Genomic DNA, 21,716 nt, shown 5'->3' on the forward strand with positions numbered 1-21,716 from the left:
ACAAACAAAGTCCGCCTACGCGGACTAATTTCTAACGGGAGTATTGATCATCATGTCCGGTTAAACACCTTGACAATCTTCCTTCTTCTAGAAGGAAGATTCTATGGAAATTTCGTTCCATATATCCCGATAAACGGGTTCCCAGGCACACGATGTTCGCCTTATATAGCATCGTGTGAATAAAAACACCTGAAACGATGGTACTGCTATATTAGTCCACTTTAGTGGACTTGAGCTATTAGCCCGGAGTTTGAACTCCGGGCTTCGGGCGGATGTCGGGGCTATTCCCTTAACACAACTTGTTTGAAAACACAATCCAATCTGAATAGGTTTTTCCCTCAATCTCTTAAATAGCCTAATCACAGGCGTTACAGTTAAGAAAATAGGCGCAATATTAAGAAAAAACCATGTCTCAAACCACGATTGAATCGGCTCCTGTTAATTTAGCTCTACCGCCAACCCAGTATGACTTACCCTGTGATGACGATATTCCCATGGAAACTCAGCGACATTTTCTGCAAATGCAAATACTTAGGGATACTCTCGTCGCCTGGTTAGCTCAACGAGAGGATGGCTATGTTGGCGGTAATATGTTCCTCTATTTCAGTGCAGCTCAAATCAAAAACCAAGACTTTCGCGGTTCTGATGTCTTTGTCGTTTTGGGAGTTCCCAAAGGGGAACGACTTAGCTGGGTTGTGTGGGATGAAGGCAAAGCACCGGATGTTGTGATTGAATTAATTTCTGATAGTACAGCCACCAAAGATAAAACCGAAAAGAAACAAATTTACCAAGACAAAGTGAGAGTTCCGGAATATTTTTGGTACAATCCCTTTGATTCAGAAGATTGGGCGGGATTTAGTTTACAAGGTGGCGTGTATCAACATAAGAACTTGGATGAACAAGGGCGATTTGTCAGCCAAGTATTAGGTTTAGCCTTAGTGCGTTGGCAAGGTTCCTATAAAGATATTCAAACAACCTGGCTGCGTTGGGCGACATTAGCAGGAGAGTTGTTACTCACTCCTGAAGAAGAAGCGGCGCAAGCTCAACAACAAGCTGAACAAGCTCAACAGCAGGCTGAACAAGCTCAACAACGAGCCGAACAACTGGCTGAACGTTTACGAGAAATGGGCATTGATCCGGATGAAGTTTGAAAAGACTTAAGCCATGAACTAAAGTTCTGGCTCAAAGCTTAAACCCGTTAAAACGGGTTCAAAGTCTTACCCCGTAGTGGCGTGGCACACCTTATTTGATGAATTAGAATTACGCCCGGAAACTGTAGGGGCGCAAAGACTTGCGCCCGATTCAATGATAAAATCTATTCCACAATTTTAGCTGTGTCAGTCCAGTAGGGTGTGTTAGCGAAGCGTAACGCACCTTGACAACTGTAAATGATTGGAATACACGAGGCATTTACCTAGAGAAAAACCGATGAAAACCAGTTTACTTTCCATTCAGCCTGTAAAAGGAACAAATGAATTTAAAGTTCTGATGGTGATTGGTGATAATCGCCAGCAATTTACTTTTACGGTTGAGCATCCTGAACAAGAATCATTTACGGTTATTGGTGGAGATATTAATTCCTGTAAGTTTTTTAGGTTTAATCAACATATATCAGCTAAACTGGGGGATTTATTCGGGCAATTTTAGCAGGGTAAAATCGTGGAATTACCTGTGAGTGTGGGTGATTTTTATACTCCAGAAGCAGCGATGGAATGGCAAAGGAATTTCTGCCAAAGGGAGCGGGTTTGATGATTCATCGTTTGATTTTCCAGGATAATGCTATAGTCAGTAGGCGTTTGGGTGCGTTTATTGCGGTTAGCAAACGGCATAGTCGGTAAATTGTCGCTTGAAGGGAGATTTAAACGCTAAAACAATATCCTGTTGTGGCACTCCAGCTTCAACCAATTCGTTAGCAACTCCTACTTCTGTTCCATCACTCTGAATCCAAATTTTGTTATCCTTGATATCAATGTGAATTAGGCAGCCATACTCTCGTCGTTGGTTATGCCAACCCACGAGCATTATTAAGTAATGATTGCGTTCTCTATCAAGAATTAACTGAACTTCAGTTGCGTCATCTTGAAGTTGGGCAAAGTGCGTCTTAAGGATTGTTTGCACCAGTTCCGGATAATTTAATCTTTCCATATTTATTGCCATTACCTAACTATCATGTATGCGCCAAACCTTAATAGTACTATCTACGCTACCACTGACTAATGTCTGTCCATCAGGACTGAAGGTAACACAATAAACTGGACTTAAATGCTCTAATGTTTGAAGCAATTCACCTGTCTGATAATTCCAAATCCTCAGCGTATTGTCATCACCACCACTGGCAAGTAACTTCCCGTTGGGGCTAAATGTAACCGAATAAACTTTTCCTGAATGTTCTGTAAGAGTACGCACCAATTTCCCCCGATCAGAATTCCATAACATGATGGGTTGCTCGGAACCACCACTCGCAATTATTTGTCCATCAGGACTAATAGCCACAGACCAAATTACTCCAACAGAGGAATCAAACCAAGATACCAAGGAACCAATTATATCTGACGGTGAGGGTCGATTCAGGGTGTGTAGTAATTCCCCTGTACGCCAATTCCATATCTTGATGGCACCATCCAAACCTCCACTCACCAGGATTTTCCCATTACGGCTAAAGGCAACTGAATTGACATCCCACCCATGTCCTTTGAGAGTATTTTGCAATTTACCACTGTTCAATTGCCATAGTTTAATTGTGGCATCAATGTTTCCGCTAGCCAGAGTATTTCCGTCTGGGCTAAAGGTGACACAGCTAACACGTAAATTGAGCAATCCTTTATCAAGTGTTTGCTGTAGCGTTCCTGTTTCGACATCCCACAATTTGATGTTACCGTCTCCAACTGCCAAGTTACTGGCACTAGCCAGGGTTTTTCCATCCGGACTGAAGGCAACAGATGTAACCATACTGGAGTGTCCCGCCAAGGTGTAAAGGAGTTTTCCAGTCGGCAAATTCCACAGCTTGATCGTTTGATCATTACTGCTACTAGCAAGTATCTGACCACTAGGACTAATTGCCACAGAGCGAACTAACTCTGAATGTCCCTTGAGAGTCTGTACACCTTTCCAGGAAAAATTTGATTCTGGTGTTTTCAGTTCTTTGTTAACCTGAAGTAGCAATTCGTCTATGTCTGACTGTACATTTACACCCACATCTTCACGAATCACTTCTAATAAAGCACAAAGGGAAGGTTTACCTGGTTCAATTTCACCAAACCTTACCAATTCCTGCACCATATTCGGAATAAAAATATTGACAGGTTGATTCCAAACCAAGTTCAACACATCAGTTCTGATGCCTAATGCTCTAATCAAATACCCTTTACGTTCCTTCTCCTCTTGTAAATGAGGTCTGAGCAGAAGCAATATTTTATGAACTGTCTTGCTACTAATTGCCATCACTCAACTATCTCGGTAAACGGGCATAAATCTCCGGCGCGTTGGTCTGTAAATCCTTCAACACAGCCATCATACTCGTACCTGCATTACGTAAGTAACTTTGCGTCGTTCCCGGCTCAACTAACCTCCCACCACTATGATGAATCGCAATCACCTGAAAGTCATCATCAAACACAGGTGAACCGGAAGAACCTGGTAAGGTGCTGGTGGTATATTGCACTACGGTGGTATCAGCATAGGCGATAAAGTTATTCTGCATCGAGATTTTCTTCAGATGTCCACCTGGATGCTGAATGATGGCTACGCGATCGTCTTTCCGCATTGGCTTACTCTTGAGGACAAGGGGACTGCCAAAGTCTGGCAAATCTTTGAGGGATACAATTGTATAGTCTAATTCAATATTGGTGTAAAATGCACCTCCCGGTAACGCCTGGGTTGTCTGTATTTCGCACTCCTTCCCGTTAATATCTAGTTGGTAATTGAAGGTATATTCAGTCTGTTCAGCTTGCTCCCGACTGGCAATAACATGATTGTTCGTCATCAATAAATCCGGTGCAATCATAAAACCTGTACCCGCACCCATTGGAGTACGCAGATGCGCCACAGCTTTCGATGCTTCAAGAGCCAAGTTTAAAAGGTAAATGTGGCGTAGAGTATTTTCCCCAATAATCTTTTCCTGTACATCAGCCACACTACTCGTTCCCCGCCAACGGTCAATTAAGCGGCTGCGACTAACAGGAACATCGAGGGGATACTTTTGAAATAACTCTAGAATAAAGTCTGAATCTTCATCACCAGTAAAGGGCTGAATGTAGTTGAGGAAAACGCTTAAAGCTTCTTTGCCGTAAGCCACCTGTCCGAACTGTGACAAGAAGCGTACCACTTCCACAGAGACTCCCATCGGAGTACCATCCAAATCCAGCCGTGCTAGGATTACATCCACCTGGGGTACACCTTCCAACGCCCCTGCAACTAAGCGTCTGCGATCGCGTACATTAGCAAAATCGGGTAAATTCTGAACAATGCAGGTCAGTCGGTTAAAGTCAGGCTGGGATAGTTGAACAGTCACAGTTACTATTCCTATGCAAGAAAACTACTACATTGTATATGTGTTGATGAGCTTGATTGTAGCAAAATCCAGCTTCTAAAACTGAGCAGTTGGATGTCCTTCGTCAACCCAAGCTACAAGTTACTCAAATCTCTGAATATGGCATCAAAATATTATTCTTAATAGATGAAATTATATCATTGCCCTTTTCAGGATTGTTTTCAATGCAGCATAGTAAAACTTTATTAACATAGATATATACATATAATTTAGACCAATCTTGCTCTTCCATCTGCCACGGATAATCTACATTGCGATATTGAATTGAAATATATCTTAGCTTTTCTGCCCATTCTTCAATGTTATTAACATACCATTCATGATATTCTTCCTGGTTCCAGTCAGTCCATTGATTAAGTTGATCACAGAGTTGGCATAGTTCAACTCCTAAGTCTTTAAAATTATTTTTCTGACAAAACTCGATAGCCTCAGACAAAGGTTTATCGATTGCATCATAATTGACATCATCCATGCTACTAAACAACTCAAATTCCTCCTTGTCTAAAAGTACAGCTCGCCCGTCTAAGGAAGCATGAGCGCGAGCATGGCAGAGAGAGTTATCTAAGGCAGGTTCACCCTCTAGAGAACCCCAAGGCTTCCCTAAGACCCATCCTGTCCCAAAGCAATGATTAACAGACAACTCAATTTCATCATCCAATTTTGACAAAAGATTACCAAAATCTTGCAAAAACCAGCTTGGTCTCCAGGAGGGTTCTAGCATCTGTAGAGGTTCTAATTCATCAATTGTGTTAATGCTTGTCATTAAGCTCAAATAAAAGGCACGAAGAGTTGGTTTTGAATAGGGGCTAATACAAGTATTGCCAGCTTTCTGATCAGCCCATTTGAGTAAATTTTGTAGATTTTCATCACTGGAAACAGTTTGAGCAATAGTAAGTTGAATGCGATCAATAAAAACACAATAATCCCTATGGGATAGTTTCTCAGAGAACAGCAGGATAACCTGCTCCCATTTTTTAAAAGATAGATATTTTATCAGTTCATCCCCAAGTTTATCTTTATAACTTAGGCTTAAGGCAACTAAATACTCTTGAAATGTCAGATGTGAAAATGACAAAACTGTTCGACTGCGCTTAATCAACAACCCATGCTGTTTTACGATCGCTTCCAATACCGCTCGACTATCTCGCCGCCCAATTCCCAAAAACTCCGCAATATATTCCTGAATCTCCTCCTGCTCAAACAACACATACTGCTCTTGTTCAAACTTCTTCACCGCCAAATAGCGCAATAGTTCCAGCTTTCGCTCTACCGACAAATCCCGATAAATTTCATCCCGCTCAATCTCCCGCGATTTATCCCACTTTTCCAGCAGCAACTCCAACCCTTCCTGATAAAGCTGGGAACGCTTTGAGTAAAACTTCTCCGTCTGGTGAAACACTGCACAAGTCAAACTCAACAAAATCGGCGTAATCGCTAACTCCCGAATTGGTGTATTCTCCTCTAAAAAAAGCTGTTCCAGAAACTCCCGCGCCTTTGCCAATCCCGCCGACTCATCCCGCACTACCGCTTTAAACCAATGTTCCGCAAACGCCTCTACCTGATCTTTATTAAAATCCGCCACCTCCACATAATCAAACCGATCAAATTGTGATTCCTGGCTTTGTGTCCGACAGGTTACAATAACCTGCACTTGCGGATAAGTACGAGCAAACTGTTTGATTTGCTTCGTGATTTTCTTCCCATCCTCCCCCGTCACCTCATCCAATCCATCCAGCAGAACCAGCGCTTTACCTTGCTTCAGAACTAATTGAGTTTCGGTATTCGATAACTGCCAGAATTGCTCTAGATACCCTTTTAGCGAATAGGCAAATTCCCGCCCATCGTCTACAAACTCTCGCAGTTTAATCAATACAGGAATCCGGTGCGCTTGTAAATTTCCCCGATCGCACTCCGTCACCACTCGCTGCAAATAGGTTGTTTTCCCTGAACCGGGTTTACCCACAACCATAAGGTTGCTATTCTTCGCCAGCACCTCCAATCCTGACACCCGTTGGCGTTCTTTACCCAAGCCAATGCGATCTAAACTACGATAGCCGGGATTCTCCTTAAAATCCTGCCACAAGTCTGGCAATTCTGACCGACGACTACTGCTCAACTCCTCCAGAATATTGACATCCACAAACAAATCACCCAAGGGTACCCAATGATCCACGCCCCAAAGCGGCATTGTGCCATACAAGGATTGGATATCATCATGGAGACGCGATCGCACGTTTTCCACAAGAGCGTCAATATCAGAGGTATCCGTTACTCGCTCAGAATGCCATCCTAAATCAATTCGAGGACGCAGTTTATCAATACGTTGTTGTCTATCGATACCAGAGTGCGATCGCACATACTCCAATAATGCCCAAAGTGCTGGTTTTCCCGGTGCGATTTCGCCATAGTCTGCTAGCTTACACACCATCTCCGGGATGAATGTCGCCACAGCACCATTCCAAGTGATGCGCTGTAACACTGATGCATTATTACCCAGCGCTAGGATTAACCAAGAGTGGCGGCTGCGCTCATCTTCCATGAAGGGTTGGAGGAGTTCAACTAATTCATTGATGGTGTTTGCGTCTAATTTCACCGTCAAATTAACCTTTGCCCTGCATTCCCATAAGCCAACTATAGCTTGCTTGCTGGGACATCTGTGAGTGCGATCGCGTTTTGAAGCGGTTGCAGTAAGGACAAGATAAAGCTAGGTTTTCAACTTCAGTGATGCCATCATGTTTTTCGGCAATGATATGTTCCATTTCAAAGGCGAAAAGTGAAGCTGTTTGGGGAAATCGGCAATACTCGCATTGCTCTCCGGCGCGTTGAGTCACTAGCCGACGCAGAGTTGCTGATACATAACTCATGCTGCTGTTTGTAAGTGTTTGTAAGCATGAGCTTTTGCTAAACGCACCCAATGTTCTAGAAGCAAGTATCGAGCAAGTTCGGCTTCTTCCGATCGCGAGAGTGTACCCGATTTATTGCGATCGAGCAGTTCGCTCATGCGGGTTTGTAAAGCAGGCGTGGGGCGGATGGCAAGGATAACTTCTGGACTGGGTTGACTAGCAAGCAGTTCGACGATCTGGAGTTCGTCTTGGTAGCAGATGGTTTCTGGGGGGGTAAGTTCCTCAATTGCGCGATCAAGGACTTCTGGGAGGCGATCGCCCAATTGTTGCAGTTTCTCACCGAGGCGATCGGGGACTTCTAGGGTGATTTGCATGTTTCGGTAATGTCAGGATAGGAATTACATCAATTTTAACAAGCCTGCGATCGCGCTCTTTGTCAGCCATGCAGGTAATACCTAAAACCTAACATCTATCCCCACCACAGGACTTATGAATAAAGGGCGACCCGACCTAATTGAGTGGATTAGTGTTATTAATTAGATGAAGCGGGTCGCCCCTACAGGTTGTTCATTAACTCAGAAATCAAGTCTGAATTTTCATCGCTTGTCAAAGGTTGAATACGTTGTTCGGCATTTAAACCTTCATGTTAACAACAGCAAAATCGTTGTAATGCGTTTAGCGAAGCCATGCCGCAGGCTTTGCATCTTGCTCGCTACCCATTCCCAATTTACAGCAGATTTGGTGGTTGATGAGGTACAGTCTCTAAGCAAGATCCCCGACAACTCCTACGAAGTCGGGGATCTGTCTGTGTACCTCACTTACACGCCATCGCGCTGTAAATGGGTGACAGCTTAGAGTTGAGGAAAACCGTTAAAGTCTCTCTCCTGTCAGTCACTTGTCCAAACTGAGATAAAAAGCTGATGACTTCGACAGAAGCAACCATCTCCAGAACCGTCTAAGTCTAGCCGCGCCAAGATGCTATTCACTTGCGGTACATTTGCCAACGCCTCTGTAACCAAGCCTCTGCGATCGCACTCAGAGGCAAAGTCTGGTAAATTTTGAACAATGCGGGTTAGTCGATTGAAGTCACACAGTTACTGCTCCTATGCAAGAGAACGACTACATTTTGGCTCAAGACGAGCCAAATATGTCCCAATTGCTTAACAGAAACGGGCAAGAAACTATGATCAGAGCGTATCCATTCATGTAATCACTGCGGCTACACAACCGACACAGAGGTAGCCGCAGCTCAAATAGTCTTATTGCGAGGACTTGCAGCCGTGAGACACACGGTTGACCCTGAGCGACTTGTATCGAGCGGAGTCGAGATAAGCCGAAGGGTCAAGATGCTTTCTGAGGGTAAATTCATCGGAATCCCTGCGACGGAAGAATCACCGCTATTATAGGGCGGTGAGTGTCAATCAATTGGAGTATTCTTTGCTGATGAATTTACTCAGAGGTCGATTGCAACGCTTAACCCAACAGTTACCTGATTTAGTGGATCAACTCCCTGATGAAAGCTTGGCAGACGCCTGGGAAGTTCTGCAACCGTTCTATTATGACTTGTATATGCTCTGTGCCATGCAAGAATCCATGCGAACAATTCGACCCGGAGATGCGATGACCCGTGAAGAGGCGCTGCGACTGCTAAATCTGCCCTAAAATCTTTGCAGAAAGATTAGAATGATTCGTGGGGAATCGGGGTATATCCTGTGAGTCTAGAAGTACGCTATGCGCGGTCTTTTTTACAAGATCTCAAAAACCTAGAGTCGGCTGCTTATCAGCAGGTCTATGACATGGTTTTTGAGAAGTTCATCCATCTCAGAAGCATTCACGACCTGCCAGGGCTTCACCCCATCGGCTCAGATGCTATTTTTTACCGATTTACCATCGACAACTATATGGTAGGGATTGAAGTGACGGGTCACATCGTCAAGTTTTTGCGTGTGTTGCCCAAGCCGTATATTTGAGAAGGCTTTCAGAAGGCAGGGGCAAAGGAGCAGAGGGAGCTGGGGGAGCATGTAGAGACGTAGCATGCTACGTCTGGGAGCTGGGGGAGCATGTAGAGACGTAGCATGCTACGTCTGGGAGCTGGGAGAGCAGGGGAAGGCTGATAAGACTAAGCGACTGAAAAAGGAAAACTGACAACTGATCCCCGGACAACATACACTTGTGATTGGAAAAACAGGAATTTGAGAAGCTACTTATGGACGCCGCTGCACTCTGGCAACGCTATCAGGACTGGCTCTATTACCACCAAGGGTTAGACTTTTACCTCGACGTCAGCCGTATGCGATTTGATCATGCCTTTGTCGAGGCGATGCGACCTAAGTTTGAGAAGGCATTTGAGGATATGGAGGCATTGGAGAGGGGCGCGATCGCAAATCCAGATGAAAATCGGATGGTGGGTCACTATTGGTTACGAGATCCTGACATAGCGCCTACCCCCGAACTGCGTCAAGATATCCTCACTGTCTTAGAGAAGATTGAATCCTTTACCACTAAAGTCCATAGTGGTGATATCCATCCCCCAGGTTCATCTAAATTCACCGATATTCTTTCCATCGGCATTGGCGGTTCAGCATTGGGTCCTGAGTTTGTCGCTGATGCCCTTGCTCCTAACGTCCCGCCCTTGGCGATTCATTTTATAGATAACACTGATCCGGCAGGGATTGATGCCACGATTGCTAAACTGCAAGAGCGTCTGGCTAACACACTTGTCTTAGTCATTTCTAAGTCTGGAGGAACCCCGGAAACCCGCAATGGCATGATTGAGGCAAAAAAAGCTTATGAATCCCAGAAACTGGACTTTGCTACCCATGCCGTGGCGATTACGGGTGAAGATAGTAACCTAGAGAAACTGGCAAAATCAGAAGGGTGGCTGGCAACCTTCCCGATGTATGACTGGGTAGGAGGACGCACCTCAGAAATGTCAGCCGTGGGACTGTTACCCGCCGCCCTGCAAGGGATTGATATCCGCCAGATGCTGGCAGGTGCGAAGGAAATGGATAGTGCTACCCGTGTCCATAATCTCCACGAAAACCCGGCGGCGTTGCTGGCACTTTCCTGGTATTTTTCGGGGAATGGTCAGGGTGAAAAAGATATGGTGGTTTTACCTTATAAAGATAGCCTGCTGCTCTTTTCTCGCTACCTCCAGCAGTTAGTTATGGAATCTTTGGGTAAAGAAAAAGACCTGGATGGTAATACTGTACATCAGGGAATCGCCGTTTACGGCAATAAAGGCTCAACGGATCAACATGCCTACGTGCAGCAGTTGCGCGAAGGGGTTCCTAATTTCTTTGTCACCTTTATTGAAGTGTTGCGCGATCGCGAGGGACACTCCCCACAGCTAGAAGCCGGGGTAACATCCGGTGACTATTTATCCGGTTTATTACAGGGAACCCGAAAAGCCTTGTATGACAATCAACGAGATTCGATTACCGTAACAATTCCCCAAGTCAATCCTCGCACGGTTGGAGCGCTGATTGCTTTATATGATCGGGCTGTAGGATTGTATGCTTCCCTGGTGAATATCAACGCTTACCATCAACCTGGAGTGGAAGCAGGTAAAAAAGCCGCCTCTGCAATTTTGGACTTACAGAAACGGGTGATTCAGGTTTTACAAGATCAAGGGGAACCCATGTCTTTATCAGAGTTGGCACAGAAAGCAGAGGCAACTGACCAAATAGAAGCCATTTATAAAATTCTGCGCCATCTCCACACCAATCAACGGGGTGTGGTTTTAGAAGGAAAACTGGGAGAACCGAGTAACTTAAAAGTGTCTGCGGTTTAATGGCTGAGGGAGTCTTTTTCCTGAAAAACGGATAAATTCTAAAGTAGTGGGAGCATCTTGCTCCCTAATATTGCTCCCTAATATTGCTCCCTAATATTGCTCCCTAATATTGCTCCCTAATATTGCTCCTTAATATTGCTCCTTAATATTGCTCCCTAATATTGCTCCCTAATATTGCTCCCTAATATTGCTCCCTAATATTGCTCCCTAATATTGCTCCCTAATCTCGCTTTTACCATAACCATTGCCACCAGCGACGATTAGTCTTATTATGAGTGCGGAGAATGGATAAATTTTTCCGAAATATAGCCGTATTAGGATGATCATCTCCTAAGTGCTGTTCACTCAAACTTAATGCCTGAACTAATAGCGATTCTGCATCTCTGTAGCGTTTTTGAGCATTGTAGAGTCCGGCTAAATTGTTAATGCTAGTCGCGACAGCCGGATGGCAATTACCTAAAAGACGTTTTCTCACCTCTAAGGCTTGCAAATAAAGGGGTTCAGCTTCACTGTAGCGACCTTGAGCATAGTACAATAATCCCAAATTGTTGAGGCTACTGGCAACATCAAGATTGCAATTGCCTAAAAGACGTTTTCTCACCTCTAAAACTTGCAAATAAAGGGGTTCAGCTTCACTGTAGCGACCTTGAGCATAGTAAAGTCCTGCCAGATTATTCAAGCTGGTGGCAACATCAAGATGATGATTACCTAACAGATGTTTTCTCACCTCTAAGGCTTGCAGGTAAAAGAGTTCAGCTTCACTGTAGCGACCTTGGGTATAATAAAGTCCTGCCAAATTATTCAAGCTAGTGGCAACATCAAGATGTTCCTCGCCAAAAGCGGCTTGGGCGATAGATACGCACCGCTGAAACCAGGATTCTGCCTGATTGCCCACTCCCTGATGCTGATAAAATCTACCTAAGCGATCGAATAGCCAAAGTAAATCCGTTAATCCTTGACCTTTAGAGAATTTGCCCAAACTGTCAAATAAGCAGAGTAAATCTTCATCCCTTACGGCTGATTCTAGGGTGTGGGCTATTTCTTGAATGTGAGGCAGGATCTCATCCAAAAACGTTATCGGCTCGCGGGTAGGATGATCAGGAATTTGCTGAACCAGTTCAATAAGAATAGCGGTAAAAGCCTGCCTGAAGTCATCAGCCTGAAGTTTTCTTAAGGGTGGTGCTTTATTCTTGCTTTTTTGGGAAACTCCTGAATTGGCAATGTAAGAGTTGTCTCGTTGACACGAACAAGTGGAATTCGTAATCGGAAAATAGAGTTGCTGCTCAATCAGGCAATCTTCAGCAGACCCCGGGACGTCAGGATAAGGGAAGAGAAAGGAAGACCATTCTCTAGGAGGTGGCGTCTGCGAGGCTGAATCCTCATCGGAAATTTGCCTTGGCAAAGAAGACTGAGTATCCAGTTGAGGTGGCTGGGGAATCGGCTTGGACGACGTCTGGGGTGGGAACGGAAAAGGAGGGTGAGACACAAAGACGGTGGGTGCATCCAATGTCTCCAGTTTTTTGCGAAAAAACTCCCGAATTAAGGGCTCAACTGTGTAGCAACCCCGGCGATTTGCCACTGACTTAATTAAACGCCACTGATACAGTTGAGTTTTGGCTTGGTCGAGATCTGCCTGTCTCCAATGCAAAATCTCACTGGCATAGTCTAACCATTGCCACCGCCAAAGGGTTGGGGCAAATAAGCTCAAAAGTTGACTAACCTGCTGAGTTAGGGGATTGAGTTCTCTCCATACCCAGTCCAAGATGGTGTTGATTCGCCATTGGAGTGTCGGTTGGCTTGGCGGCTGGCTTGCTGTATCAGGATGTCGTGCTTCCAGCCGTTTGAGCATATCAGTTAAAGATATATCGGGATGTTTGGCTAAGTATCGCCCGACTAATTCTATGCCAAACGACAGATATCCCAGCCATTCACATAATAGGGGTACAACCTTCTGTGCGCCTCGATCCTGCAACATGCGCTCTTTACCCGCTAGGGCTGTCAAGAGTTTCCACGCTTGTTCGGGTGACAGCACATCTGGGGATTGATCCCCCTTACCGCCTTGATCTGGCTGCTGCATTATCATCTTTCATTTAAATTGTTCAGATAGATGCTCCCCTACAAAGCGTGACAGTCTACTCAGTAAGGAGTAAGGGTTTTGACTCACTGTTACACAATGGCAACTTGCTCTCAGTCGGTGATGAGTGGTTTCTATCTTTCAGGTTCCAGTCTGAAAGGCACTCAGAGCTGTAAGACAATGTAAAACAAGTAATACAGTAATATTCTATGATAATTTACGCAAACGCTGCAATCAGCGTCGCGCTGGGAAGTCATTTAAGTCGTTGTAAATTTTTCGGGAAGAATAGAGTAAAGATGAGACTACTGAACTGGTGTTCTACTCAGATATTGCATGAGGAGTCAAAAACCGATGAGAAGGGTATCAGCGACGGCGATGGTGAGTACCGTGTCATCGGTAAAATAACGCCTCGGATTAAACAGATCAAAAATTTTGGTTTTGATACTTTGTCCTTCATAAATTGAGCCAACAATATCTCCAGTAATCGTACCTAACATAATTGACTGTTGAGTTTACAGCACTTTCCGCTCTTATGGGATACATTTGATCCCCTTTTGCACGGGGAAGAGAGGAGAGGGCGACCCGATCCAATTGAGTGGATGGGAGTTGTTAATTTATGCAAGCGGGTCGCCCCTACAAGCGCCTTACCAATGACCAATGACGAATGACAAATGACCAATGACCAATAACAAAATCCTTTATTTAATAGCGGCGTCATTTATTTTCTGGTTAGGAGGTTCTCATCCTTCCCCAGCAGAAATGATTGATCCAGCTATGTTATCCGGGGATATCCGTTTAACCCTAAAACGTGGCGTGTGGAAAACCTGGGAAGGGGAACCCGTTTATCAGGATATAACCATAGATTTAGTCTGTGATGCTGATGAGTGCGATCGCGAAGTATGGGGATTTGCGCCGAAGTTCAATCAGGCGGATCATCAGGGAGTTCTCCAGATAAGTCAACGGGGACGGTTATGGAATCTGGATGTGCAGATGCAAATTTATCCTGATCCTTGGCAATCCCTAGAAGGACAAGCAGAGTATGATATCCAAGTGCGGTTGCATGAGGATAATCAACTAATTGGCACTTATTCTGGAACCCTAAATGACCAACCTGTCAAGGGAGAAGTCCAGGGAATTATTCGTCCCCATTGGTCACAACCCGTGGCAAATCATCGTCCTCTGCGTCCCCAAGAACATCCTCGATTAATTTTTCGCCAAGATCAACTTCCCCAATTGCGTCAACAGGCTAAGACGCCTAGGGGTGAGGCGATTCTGGCACAGTTGCAACGGAGTCTAGACCAACCCATCTATTACGATGGCTATGTGCCAACGGGGGGCTATCACGCGGCTGGGTATTGTTTCCTCTCCCTAATCCAGCAGGATCAAACCGCCGCCGAAACCGCTTGGCAGATTACTGTCAATTCCATGAACCAACCGGGACCCCGTTTACTGGAACATTCTACAGTAGTCGCAGGCGTGGCGTTAGCGTATGATTTGTGTTATTTGGCTTGGGATGAGGAACAGGTACAACAGGTAGCCGATTGGTTAGCGACTCAAACCGCCCTGCTGGTGAAAGGAACGGCGGGTGATGGCTGGAATCCTAACCCGGCGAGTAACTGGAATGCAAGGGCGCGAGGGGCGGCTGGGTTAGCGGCGTTGGCGCTACTGGAGGAGGGGGATGCCCAGAGTTGGCGTTGGCTGAAAGTGGCGGAACGGAATATTAAACGCTATCTCACCATTGGCATTGGCGATCGCGGTTTTGGATCTGAGGGTGATCATTACAGTACCGAACCCTGGTTTCTCACCGTAATGCCCTTTTTACAAGCGTATCAGACTGTATTGGGGGAAGACTTGGTCACGCGATCGCACGCGGCTTGGTTTCTACCCCAGTATGTGACTCGGATGGTGGGTGAAGATGGGGAAGTGGCGATTCCCACTTATGGGCGTCATCGCTTAAGCCCCACGGGTTCTATGTTTGCGGTGGGATTGGGGATAGTACCGGAACGGCTGCTACCAGGAGTTATGTGGTTCTTTAACCGTCATTGGGGGAGGAAGGGGGATAACAGTTTTGGCATTGAGTTACCCCATGAAGCGGCGTATATTTTCGCTGGATATCCCCAAGACGTAACAATTCAGAACCCCGCAGATGTGTGGGGGCGGGTATTAGTAGATGCACAAAAAGGCTTCTTTACGTTCCGCAATCAGTGGCGAGATGAAAATGATTTTGTTACCAGTATTTTTTTGAAGCGAGAGAAACCCAGAGGCGGACATTGGTCATTTCCCGATGCGGGAAGTTTCCGAATTTGGGGATTAGGAGGGCGCTGGGTGACGGCGGGAATGGCATCTGATGGGAAACAGAGGGATGAAAATGTGGTGTTGTTACCGGAAAAGCAGGCGGGGAAGACGGCGAACTTAACCGGATTTCAGGCAAGTGCGGATGGGTCGGGTATGGTTAGTTTACACCACCAAAACTGGTTGCGATCGCTAGCAGTAGATTATAGTGGCGCATCTGGTGTACCGGGGTTGTTTGTCTTGGTGGATCAGGTGGTTGACGCCGCAGAACCGGATCAAACTTGGATTATGCATACCCAGGAAGACGTGACGATTCAAGGTCAACAGTTTACCCTGGAGGCGGAATCCGGGGCGACGATGCAAGGAACCTTTATTACACCCTCTGACGTGAACCTGGAATTTATCCCCAGTGAGACAGGGGGAAGGATTCAAGCCACAGGGCGCGATCGCTTTATTGTTGTCATGACGGTTCAATCCGGGACAGCGCCTGAGGTTGAGGTTCTAGGAAGTGAATTTAATCCTCAAATTCAGGTGGGAAACCAGACTATTGAAATAATAGAGGATAAAATTGTATTGAAATCGCTAAAAGAGGGTGCTAACTAGCTGAATTTTATCCGGATAGAATTAATTCTATCGTGAAGAATTTCAGCAGACTTGTTTCACGAGTGTCTTTTAGGATTTATTCTTATCATGTCTAGTTTTGTAATAATTGCAATGTATGCCCTGTTTTGGATGTGGTTCTTTGGTGGCTTTGCACCGAAGAAAAAACCTCCAGCCAAAAAGCAATCCCCAGAACAAGAGTTGGCAGAAGCGCTGAGTAAATATTTGGCGACGTTGAAAAAACCAGGAGATGCCAAGTAGAGACGTGCCATGGCGCGTCTGGGTGCAGGGGAGCAGGGGGAGCAGGGGGAGCAGGGGGAGCAGGGGGAGCAGGGGAAGCAGAGGGAGCAGGGGGAGCAGGGGGAGCAGGGGGAGCTGGGGAAGCAATGTAGAGACGTGCCATGGCGCGTCTGGAAGCTGGGGGAGATGCGGCGTGCGATCGCGAAACCCCCCCAACCCATTCTCCCCTAATCCTTACCAAAAATAACCCGGTTCTACAATCGTTTGCCGTTCTTTGGGGTCATAATTCAGGCAATACTCTTGCGCGATCGCGTCTAATTCCCGTAGGCGTTTAACCTCAGTTTGTCCAATCTCAGTATCCGTGGATAACAGGATAACTTGATGAGACGCTGTGGGAAAATACCGTTCCACTAAATTACTCCGGTGAGAGGAATCTAACCGTCCTAACGGTGTATCAATCGCCACCGGAAGATGACGCCCAGAAACACGGGCAAGTCCCCAAAGAAAGGAAATCGCTAACAGTTGTTTTTCCCCCGCCGAGAGACGGTGTTTGGGAATCGGTTGTCCTTCCGGATCATAGAGAGAAAGGCTGAAGCTGTGGGTGTCAATAGCGACACGGTGAACTAAGTCTGATTTATGCAACAGATAGCGGAAGCATTCGGTAACTTCGATTTCCAGTTTGTTCAGTTTTTTCAGAGTTAACTTCTCTCGAAAGAGTTCCAATGTGGTTTGCACCTTGGCAATCGAATTAATAATATGCTGATTGTTTTTCAGTTTAATCGTTTCATCAGCATAAGTTTCCAACTCCTTTTTCGTTTTGGTAATTTGGTTCTTGATTTCCTCACAGCGACGAGAGGCATTTTCGTAGGCGGCTTTAACCTTAACCACTTTATTTTGGGCGTCGGTAAATGCCTGTTTCAGTGCGTTGTAGGCTTCAGGAGATGCGGCGGTAGCAATTTGCCGATCTAACGCATCAATTTCAGTTTCTAGGCTTTGCAGGCGTTCTCGTTGGCTTTGGGCGTTCTTTTGTGCGGTTGACAGTTCATAGTTCAGCAGGGTTTCTAGGCGAGTAATAGCGGCTTCATCAGCCAATAACCACGGTTCCTCTTGGGCGGCAATTTCTTGATCGAGTTCTTGGTTTTCTGTCTCTATAAACGATTGAATCTGATTGACTCGCTTGGGTGTCAAGGAAATCTTTTTGATATACTGAATTAACCGAGCGTCCCGTTCTTTTAACACATCCCGTGTCAATTTAACTTGGTGTTGTTTTTGTTCCTGTTCGGCTTGAGATTTCGCTTGTTCCAATAGCGGAGAAATCAGAGACAAGGGAAGTACACCAGCCGCCAGTTCTCGCATCTCCTGACGCACCTGATTCGCTTGTTCAATCAGGGTTTCCGATTGGGCTTCCAGTTGACTGCGTTCGCTGGCAAGTTTACCACCTTCGGAGACAAATTTATCCGAGGCTATCTGTTGTTCTTTTGCAGCATAGTCCAGTTTAGATTTTAGGGCGCTTAAGTCTTGTGTCGCCGCCTCCTGTTTTTCTTTTTGTGCAATAAGTTTGGCTTCAATATTATCTAAGGTTTCCACTTCTTTCTGATTGGCAATATCCCGACGCTTCCGACTGGCGAGAATATCTAAATCTGTGGATAAACGTTCAGCCAATTCTAACCCAAGCAGGGATTGAATTGCACTCACCACCAGCGGGGGTGGAGTTTCTAGTTCCGCCAATTCTTTGACTTGTTCCCCATCAAAGAGAAAGAGATTAGAAATACCCAGAGGAAGCAGATTTTCGATATAGTCATCCCAGGTATTTGCCAGGGCTTTATCGGGCCACTCTTCATCGACTAAAATACCCAGAGTATCTTTCCCATCTTTGGCGTCTTTTGTCCAATAGCGGACAATTCTCAGAATTCTGGGTTTATCCTCTTCTACGACTTCAAAGGCTAATTCGATACGAGTTTTTTCCGTGGGCGGAGTGTTCCGGTTCACGCATTGAGTGAGAAAGTCGTTATAGCTTAAATTTCCCCTAGTAGAAAATTGGGCGCGGGAACCGTAGAGGCTGAGGCGAATGGCGTCCATTAGGGTAGTTTTTCCACCCCCATTCATCCCGCCAAAAAGAATAATCGGATGGGTAGAATTGTTAGTTTCGGGACGCAGGTTAATCACTTGTCGCCCTTGATAGGGACCAAAGTTTTGCAGGGCGAGTTCCAGAAATATCATAGTCAGGGGCTAATTTAGACGGGGGATAAAATCAGCGATGATCTTTAACCGAATAGAAATGTCACTTTATAGTAAGTTTGTAGTAAGCGCTTTAGCGCTTATGGCACGCTTCGTGCCTACTACGAACACAATAGAATGTGAATGTTGATTGTAGAGACATTATATGAAACGCCTCTACAATATTTTGGCTATCTATCCGTCTGCATCTTCAGTATTTTCTGAATCGGGTTCAGGGAATTTTAAACTCGCCCAGGATAGCTGTTTAGGTTTCTCTTGCTTCGGCTTATCCCAAGCCTGTCTCAATTCATGAACGTCTGACAAATCCTGTTTGATATCCTCAACCGTATTTTTCATATGTCGCTGATAGTGGGCGTGGTCAATCGCGTCTTCTCGAGAACGAGAACTGCTATTAAAGCATTTTTCTAGGGCTTCATAGATACCGCGTCTAGATTTAGTATGATATTGACGTTCAGTGTCTAGAAGTTTTGCCATGAGTTCCAGGTGCATTTCATCCTGGTTACAGATTTCTTCTAAGACTGTCCATTCATCACTTCCCAAAAGTTTACGTTCGGCGCTAGGGCGGGAATCTTGAAAGGGTTCGCCTGTAACCTCTTCATAGATACGAGGTAAGCTATCGTCAAATTCATGCTTTTCTTCTAACCAGATACGGCGAATTTCACTAAGTTCCTCTGGTGTAATTAGAGTGATATCGCGCATATCTGGGGGCGCAGTATTTCGGACATGGGTTTGGGCTTCTAAAACTCGTCTTAACCAATGTTCCCGCCAGTATTTCGTATAGGGACCATGAATCGGTTTAACTGAGATTTCACCATCAACATTGCGTTCAAAGAGTTCAACTTTACCGTAAATACGGCGGAAGTCTCTCTTATCGTGATCGTCTTTAATATCCAAATCATTGCGAATATCAAGGAGAGGCTGCATCCACTCTTTCTCCTCATCATTTTGGATCATCGCCTCCATGGATTTATCTTTATTAACCATGGTGCAAACCCAACAACCAAACCGGGAATCACCACAGCTAGGCGTTGAGGTATCAACTACTAAAGGACATTCATTATCGGCTGTTGCGCCCTGATACATGGAGAATAAGTCTTTGTTCGTATTACCCCAAGGATTTTGCCACTGCATCAAATAAAGCCAAACTTCATCGTTGCGCCAATCTTCAATCGGAGAGTAAATTAGAGAGTTGGGTAAACTCCCATTAGGGCTGAGGCGATCGCGAAGTCTACCCGCTTGATACTTTTCCATTGTGGCAGCACGTTTAGCACTTTCTGCTTTACGAGTACCCAACACCAGAATTGTTTCACCATTCATGCGAACAACTTCACGGATAAAATGGTTAGCCGGATGAATTTTCAGACGTTCGGTACACCAACGAAATTGGTTGCGTGGTGCTGGATATCCTTTGCCAATTAAGTTTACCCAAAATGTTTGTTCAGTTTTCGGGTAGAGCAAATGGGGTTCTATCGGCATTTCTTGCTCTTTTGCCGCCTGCTTCATTCGTTCCAAGGATTTACGAACCCAGGTAGAGACAATCGGATTTTCTACCCGCGTATCTGTTGTGATAACATAAATCTTTTTCCTCCGTTTTTCCGGTGGCAAGGCTGCGATCGCGTTCCAAATTAACTGGAGTACGGTTGTGCTATCTTTCCCGCCACTCCAGCCAATAACGAAGGGTATTTCATCTTGACAGTATAAATCTTGGATTTCTGCTGTTAGCTTCTGTATATCTTCCACTAACTCAGCCACAGTACGTGGTGGGAAGAGAGAAGTCTGATGGGCTTGTGTCATCGTTCAAAGTCCGTATTTTACCGATTTACGTTTCCAGCGAGTCATAATTAGAATAGATACATAATGCTTCACTGATTTTATTGGTTTATATGTCTGATTACAACCGCCTCCAGTCTGAATCCAATCAGCAGCTTGATCAAGTGCTTGAGCCGTACTTTGCTAAGCATCACCGTCAAAAGTGCTATCCTGGACTGATTTTCCGGCAGGGCAAGCGTCAAATGATCCAGATTAACGTTCCTGCCGATGATTTGCCTACTCTGCTTCAAGCTAAACCCTCCACGGATAACAATCCTGATTCGGGTAAAAATCGTCCAGAGGTAAAAGGACATACGGATGAAATTAAACACTATATCCTCAATCGTATTGGTAAAGACAAACCCTGGATTGTCGGAACCCTAACCGCCAATGTTGATCCAGAGAAGATTGAGTTAATTGAATTGGGAAGGGGAATTTGTCTAGTCATCATTCCTCGCGGGGTTAAGTTAGATGTTACGGATGGACAGCATCGCAAGCGGGCGATTCACGAACTCATAGAAAGTCCTCATGGTGAGTCAATCGCTGATAATGATTTTCCCATAACACTGGTTATAGAGGGTGATTTTAGACAATGCCAGACTGATTTTAGAGATATGGCTCAAACTAAAGCATTGGATAAATCTCTACTTTTGTCCTTTGGTGAATTTGAAGGTACAGTTGGCATTACCAAGAATTTAATCGAGCAAGTTTCCATGTTTGAAGATAAGACAGAACGCATTAAAAATTCTCCATCTACGAAAAAGAAATTAATTTACACAACGAATTATATAGCTAAATCAGTAAGTTGTGCTTTTGTCAATGATCCGAATAGTGACCTAAAAAACCATGACGTTGCTCAAGCCTCTGAAGCCTTAGCGAGTTGCCTCAATCAGTTTTTCTCAGAATGCAGTCAAACGCAAGATATTTGTGAAACTAATGTTGATGACTTAACCGTTGAAGACATTGCTACATTCAAAGAAGACTGTATTTTAGGCAGAAGTGTTGGACTAGAAATTCTGGGACGCTTGCTCTACTTAACATTGAACCGAGGCATTTATACATTTGACGATGAAAAAGTTTTACAACTTGCCCAACTAAATTGGTCAACAGCCAGTGAACTTTGGCAGGGAAATATTATCAAAAAAGACCCTAACCCAAAAAATCCATCTAAACCTTACAAAATCTCAGCCAGTGCCAGCCCGATCAGAATAGCTGTGAATGCAGCTAAGACAAAGTTAGGCTGGATGTAAATAGTGGTGATCATTTTAATCTCATCCA

General features: G+C 45.0%; 18 protein-coding genes and 2 pseudogenes. 9 read left to right on the forward strand and 11 right to left on the reverse strand.

Features of this window, described 5'->3' with window-relative positions; translation table 11 throughout:
* Positions 1-407 precede the first annotated feature (407 nt).
* Both RIB93_RS23220 and RIB93_RS23225 read left to right on the forward strand, forming a co-directional pair.
* Positions 408-1,151 carry a Uma2 family endonuclease gene (locus RIB93_RS23220; protein ID WP_446376084.1) on the forward strand — a complete coding sequence of 248 codons (744 nt, stop codon included), beginning with the start codon at positions 408-410 and terminating at the stop codon, positions 1,149-1,151.
* Between the two features lie 277 nt (positions 1,152-1,428).
* Positions 1,429-1,647 carry a hypothetical protein gene (locus RIB93_RS23225; RefSeq protein ID WP_446376086.1) on the forward strand — a complete coding sequence of 73 codons (219 nt, stop codon included), beginning with the start codon at positions 1,429-1,431 and terminating at the stop codon, positions 1,645-1,647.
* 41 nt (positions 1,648-1,688) lie between these two features.
* On the opposite strand, the gene RIB93_RS23230 is transcribed toward RIB93_RS23225, so the two are convergent.
* The 7 genes from RIB93_RS23230 to RIB93_RS23260 all read right to left on the reverse strand — a co-directional run bounded on the left by RIB93_RS23230 (position 1,689) and on the right by RIB93_RS23260 (position 7,766).
* Entirely contained in the window at positions 1,689-1,829 is a 141-nt protein-coding gene (locus tag RIB93_RS23230) for a hypothetical protein (RefSeq protein WP_446376088.1), read from the reverse strand.
* On the reverse strand, positions 1,816-2,145 hold the full coding sequence (locus RIB93_RS23235; protein ID WP_446376090.1) for an element excision factor XisI family protein: 330 nt from the start codon (positions 2,143-2,145) through the stop codon (positions 1,816-1,818). The genes RIB93_RS23230 and RIB93_RS23235 overlap by 14 nt, the downstream gene beginning before the upstream one ends.
* Positions 2,146-2,160: 15 nt before the next feature.
* Entirely contained in the window at positions 2,161-3,441 is a 1,281-nt protein-coding gene (locus RIB93_RS23240) for a WD40 domain-containing protein (protein ID WP_446376092.1), read from the reverse strand.
* A gap of 7 nt (positions 3,442-3,448) precedes the next feature.
* On the reverse strand, positions 3,449-4,510 hold the full coding sequence (locus tag RIB93_RS23245; protein WP_446376094.1) for a trypsin-like peptidase domain-containing protein: 1,062 nt from the start codon (positions 4,508-4,510) through the stop codon (positions 3,449-3,451).
* 124 nt (positions 4,511-4,634) lie between these two features.
* Positions 4,635-7,142, reverse strand: a complete 2,508-nt coding sequence (locus tag RIB93_RS23250) for an NACHT domain-containing protein (protein ID WP_446376096.1) — start codon at positions 7,140-7,142, stop codon at positions 4,635-4,637.
* 7 nt (positions 7,143-7,149) lie between these two features.
* A complete protein-coding gene (locus tag RIB93_RS23255) occupies positions 7,150-7,413 on the reverse strand; it encodes an HNH endonuclease (protein ID WP_446376098.1) in 264 nt (87 codons plus the stop codon).
* Complete coding sequence (locus RIB93_RS23260) at positions 7,410-7,766, reverse strand: hypothetical protein (RefSeq protein ID WP_446376100.1); 357 nt, start codon at positions 7,764-7,766, stop codon at positions 7,410-7,412. Before RIB93_RS23260 ends, RIB93_RS23255 begins: the two co-directional genes overlap by 4 nt.
* Positions 7,767-8,525: 759 nt before the next feature.
* Between RIB93_RS23260 and RIB93_RS23265 the strand changes: the two are divergent.
* The 4 genes and pseudogenes from RIB93_RS23265 to RIB93_RS23280 all read left to right on the forward strand — a co-directional run.
* Positions 8,526-8,798, forward strand: a pseudogene (locus RIB93_RS23265) (zinc ribbon domain-containing protein); the annotation flags it as partial.
* Between the two features lie 4 nt (positions 8,799-8,802).
* The gene (locus tag RIB93_RS23270; protein WP_446376101.1) at positions 8,803-9,054 is read left to right on the forward strand and encodes a hypothetical protein; all 252 of its coding nucleotides are present in this window, start codon (positions 8,803-8,805) and stop codon (positions 9,052-9,054) included.
* Positions 9,055-9,104: 50 nt separating this feature from the next.
* Complete coding sequence (locus tag RIB93_RS23275; RefSeq protein ID WP_446376103.1) at positions 9,105-9,362, forward strand: cytotoxic translational repressor of toxin-antitoxin stability system; 258 nt, start codon at positions 9,105-9,107, stop codon at positions 9,360-9,362.
* 236 nt (positions 9,363-9,598) lie between these two features.
* Positions 9,599-11,185, forward strand: a complete 1,587-nt coding sequence (locus RIB93_RS23280) for a glucose-6-phosphate isomerase (RefSeq protein WP_446376105.1) — start codon at positions 9,599-9,601, stop codon at positions 11,183-11,185.
* Positions 11,186-11,417: 232 nt separating this feature from the next.
* Here RIB93_RS23280 and RIB93_RS23285 read toward each other — a convergent pair whose 3' ends face one another.
* Positions 11,418-13,262, reverse strand: a complete 1,845-nt coding sequence (locus tag RIB93_RS23285) for a tetratricopeptide repeat protein (RefSeq protein WP_446376107.1) — start codon at positions 13,260-13,262, stop codon at positions 11,418-11,420.
* Positions 13,263-13,606: 344 nt separating this feature from the next.
* Positions 13,607-13,756, reverse strand: a pseudogene (locus tag RIB93_RS23290) (ADP-ribosylglycohydrolase family protein); the annotation flags it as partial.
* A 181-nt stretch (positions 13,757-13,937) separates the two neighbouring features.
* On the opposite strand from RIB93_RS23290, the gene RIB93_RS23295 reads away from it, so the two are divergent.
* Together RIB93_RS23295 and RIB93_RS23300 are read left to right on the forward strand one after the other, a co-directional pair.
* Positions 13,938-16,154: a hypothetical protein gene (locus RIB93_RS23295; RefSeq protein WP_446376109.1), complete on the forward strand. Its 2,217-nt coding sequence runs from the start codon at positions 13,938-13,940 to the stop codon at positions 16,152-16,154.
* Between the two features lie 87 nt (positions 16,155-16,241).
* Positions 16,242-16,412 (forward strand): hypothetical protein, encoded by a 171-nt coding sequence (locus tag RIB93_RS23300; RefSeq protein ID WP_446376111.1) that lies wholly within the window; start codon positions 16,242-16,244, stop codon positions 16,410-16,412.
* A gap of 213 nt (positions 16,413-16,625) precedes the next feature.
* Here RIB93_RS23300 and dndD read toward each other — a convergent pair whose 3' ends face one another.
* Positions 16,626-18,611, reverse strand: a complete 1,986-nt coding sequence (gene dndD / locus RIB93_RS23305; protein WP_446376113.1) for a DNA sulfur modification protein DndD — start codon at positions 18,609-18,611, stop codon at positions 16,626-16,628.
* Between the two features lie 192 nt (positions 18,612-18,803).
* Positions 18,804-20,423 carry a DNA phosphorothioation system sulfurtransferase DndC gene (gene dndC, locus RIB93_RS23310; protein ID WP_446376115.1) on the reverse strand — a complete coding sequence of 540 codons (1,620 nt, stop codon included), beginning with the start codon at positions 20,421-20,423 and terminating at the stop codon, positions 18,804-18,806.
* A gap of 89 nt (positions 20,424-20,512) precedes the next feature.
* On the opposite strand from dndC, the gene RIB93_RS23315 reads away from it, so the two are divergent.
* Positions 20,513-21,688 (forward strand): DNA sulfur modification protein DndB, encoded by a 1,176-nt coding sequence (locus tag RIB93_RS23315; protein ID WP_446376117.1) that lies wholly within the window; start codon positions 20,513-20,515, stop codon positions 21,686-21,688.
* The last annotated feature ends 28 nt before the right edge of the window (positions 21,689-21,716 follow it).

The organism is Coleofasciculus sp. D1-CHI-01 (assembly GCF_040218875.1).
In the GTDB taxonomy this organism is placed as follows: domain Bacteria; phylum Cyanobacteriota; class Cyanobacteriia; order Cyanobacteriales; family Coleofasciculaceae; genus Coleofasciculus.

Coding starts and splice junctions, on each gene's coding strand:
- RIB93_RS23295 (WP_446376109.1), top strand. CDS start 13,938: ATGACCAATAACAAAATCCTTTATTTAATAGCGGCGTCATTTATTTTC.
- RIB93_RS23280 (WP_446376105.1), top strand. CDS start 9,599: ATGGACGCCGCTGCACTCTGGCAACGCTATCAGGACTGGCTCTATTAC.
- RIB93_RS23260 (WP_446376100.1), bottom strand. CDS start 7,766: ATGCAAATCACCCTAGAAGTCCCCGATCGCCTCGGTGAGAAACTGCAA.
- RIB93_RS23285 (WP_446376107.1), bottom strand. CDS start 13,262: ATGCAGCAGCCAGATCAAGGCGGTAAGGGGGATCAATCCCCAGATGTG.
- RIB93_RS23240 (WP_446376092.1), bottom strand. CDS start 3,441: ATGGCAATTAGTAGCAAGACAGTTCATAAAATATTGCTTCTGCTCAGA.
- RIB93_RS23255 (WP_446376098.1), bottom strand. CDS start 7,413: ATGAGTTATGTATCAGCAACTCTGCGTCGGCTAGTGACTCAACGCGCC.
- RIB93_RS23220 (WP_446376084.1), top strand. CDS start 408: ATGTCTCAAACCACGATTGAATCGGCTCCTGTTAATTTAGCTCTACCG.
- RIB93_RS23225 (WP_446376086.1), top strand. CDS start 1,429: ATGAAAACCAGTTTACTTTCCATTCAGCCTGTAAAAGGAACAAATGAA.
- RIB93_RS23315 (WP_446376117.1), top strand. CDS start 20,513: ATGTCTGATTACAACCGCCTCCAGTCTGAATCCAATCAGCAGCTTGAT.
- RIB93_RS23300 (WP_446376111.1), top strand. CDS start 16,242: ATGTCTAGTTTTGTAATAATTGCAATGTATGCCCTGTTTTGGATGTGG.
- RIB93_RS23235 (WP_446376090.1), bottom strand. CDS start 2,145: ATGGAAAGATTAAATTATCCGGAACTGGTGCAAACAATCCTTAAGACG.
- RIB93_RS23230 (WP_446376088.1), bottom strand. CDS start 1,829: ATGCCGTTTGCTAACCGCAATAAACGCACCCAAACGCCTACTGACTAT.
- dndC (WP_446376115.1), bottom strand. CDS start 20,423: ATGACACAAGCCCATCAGACTTCTCTCTTCCCACCACGTACTGTGGCT.
- dndD (WP_446376113.1), bottom strand. CDS start 18,611: ATGATATTTCTGGAACTCGCCCTGCAAAACTTTGGTCCCTATCAAGGG.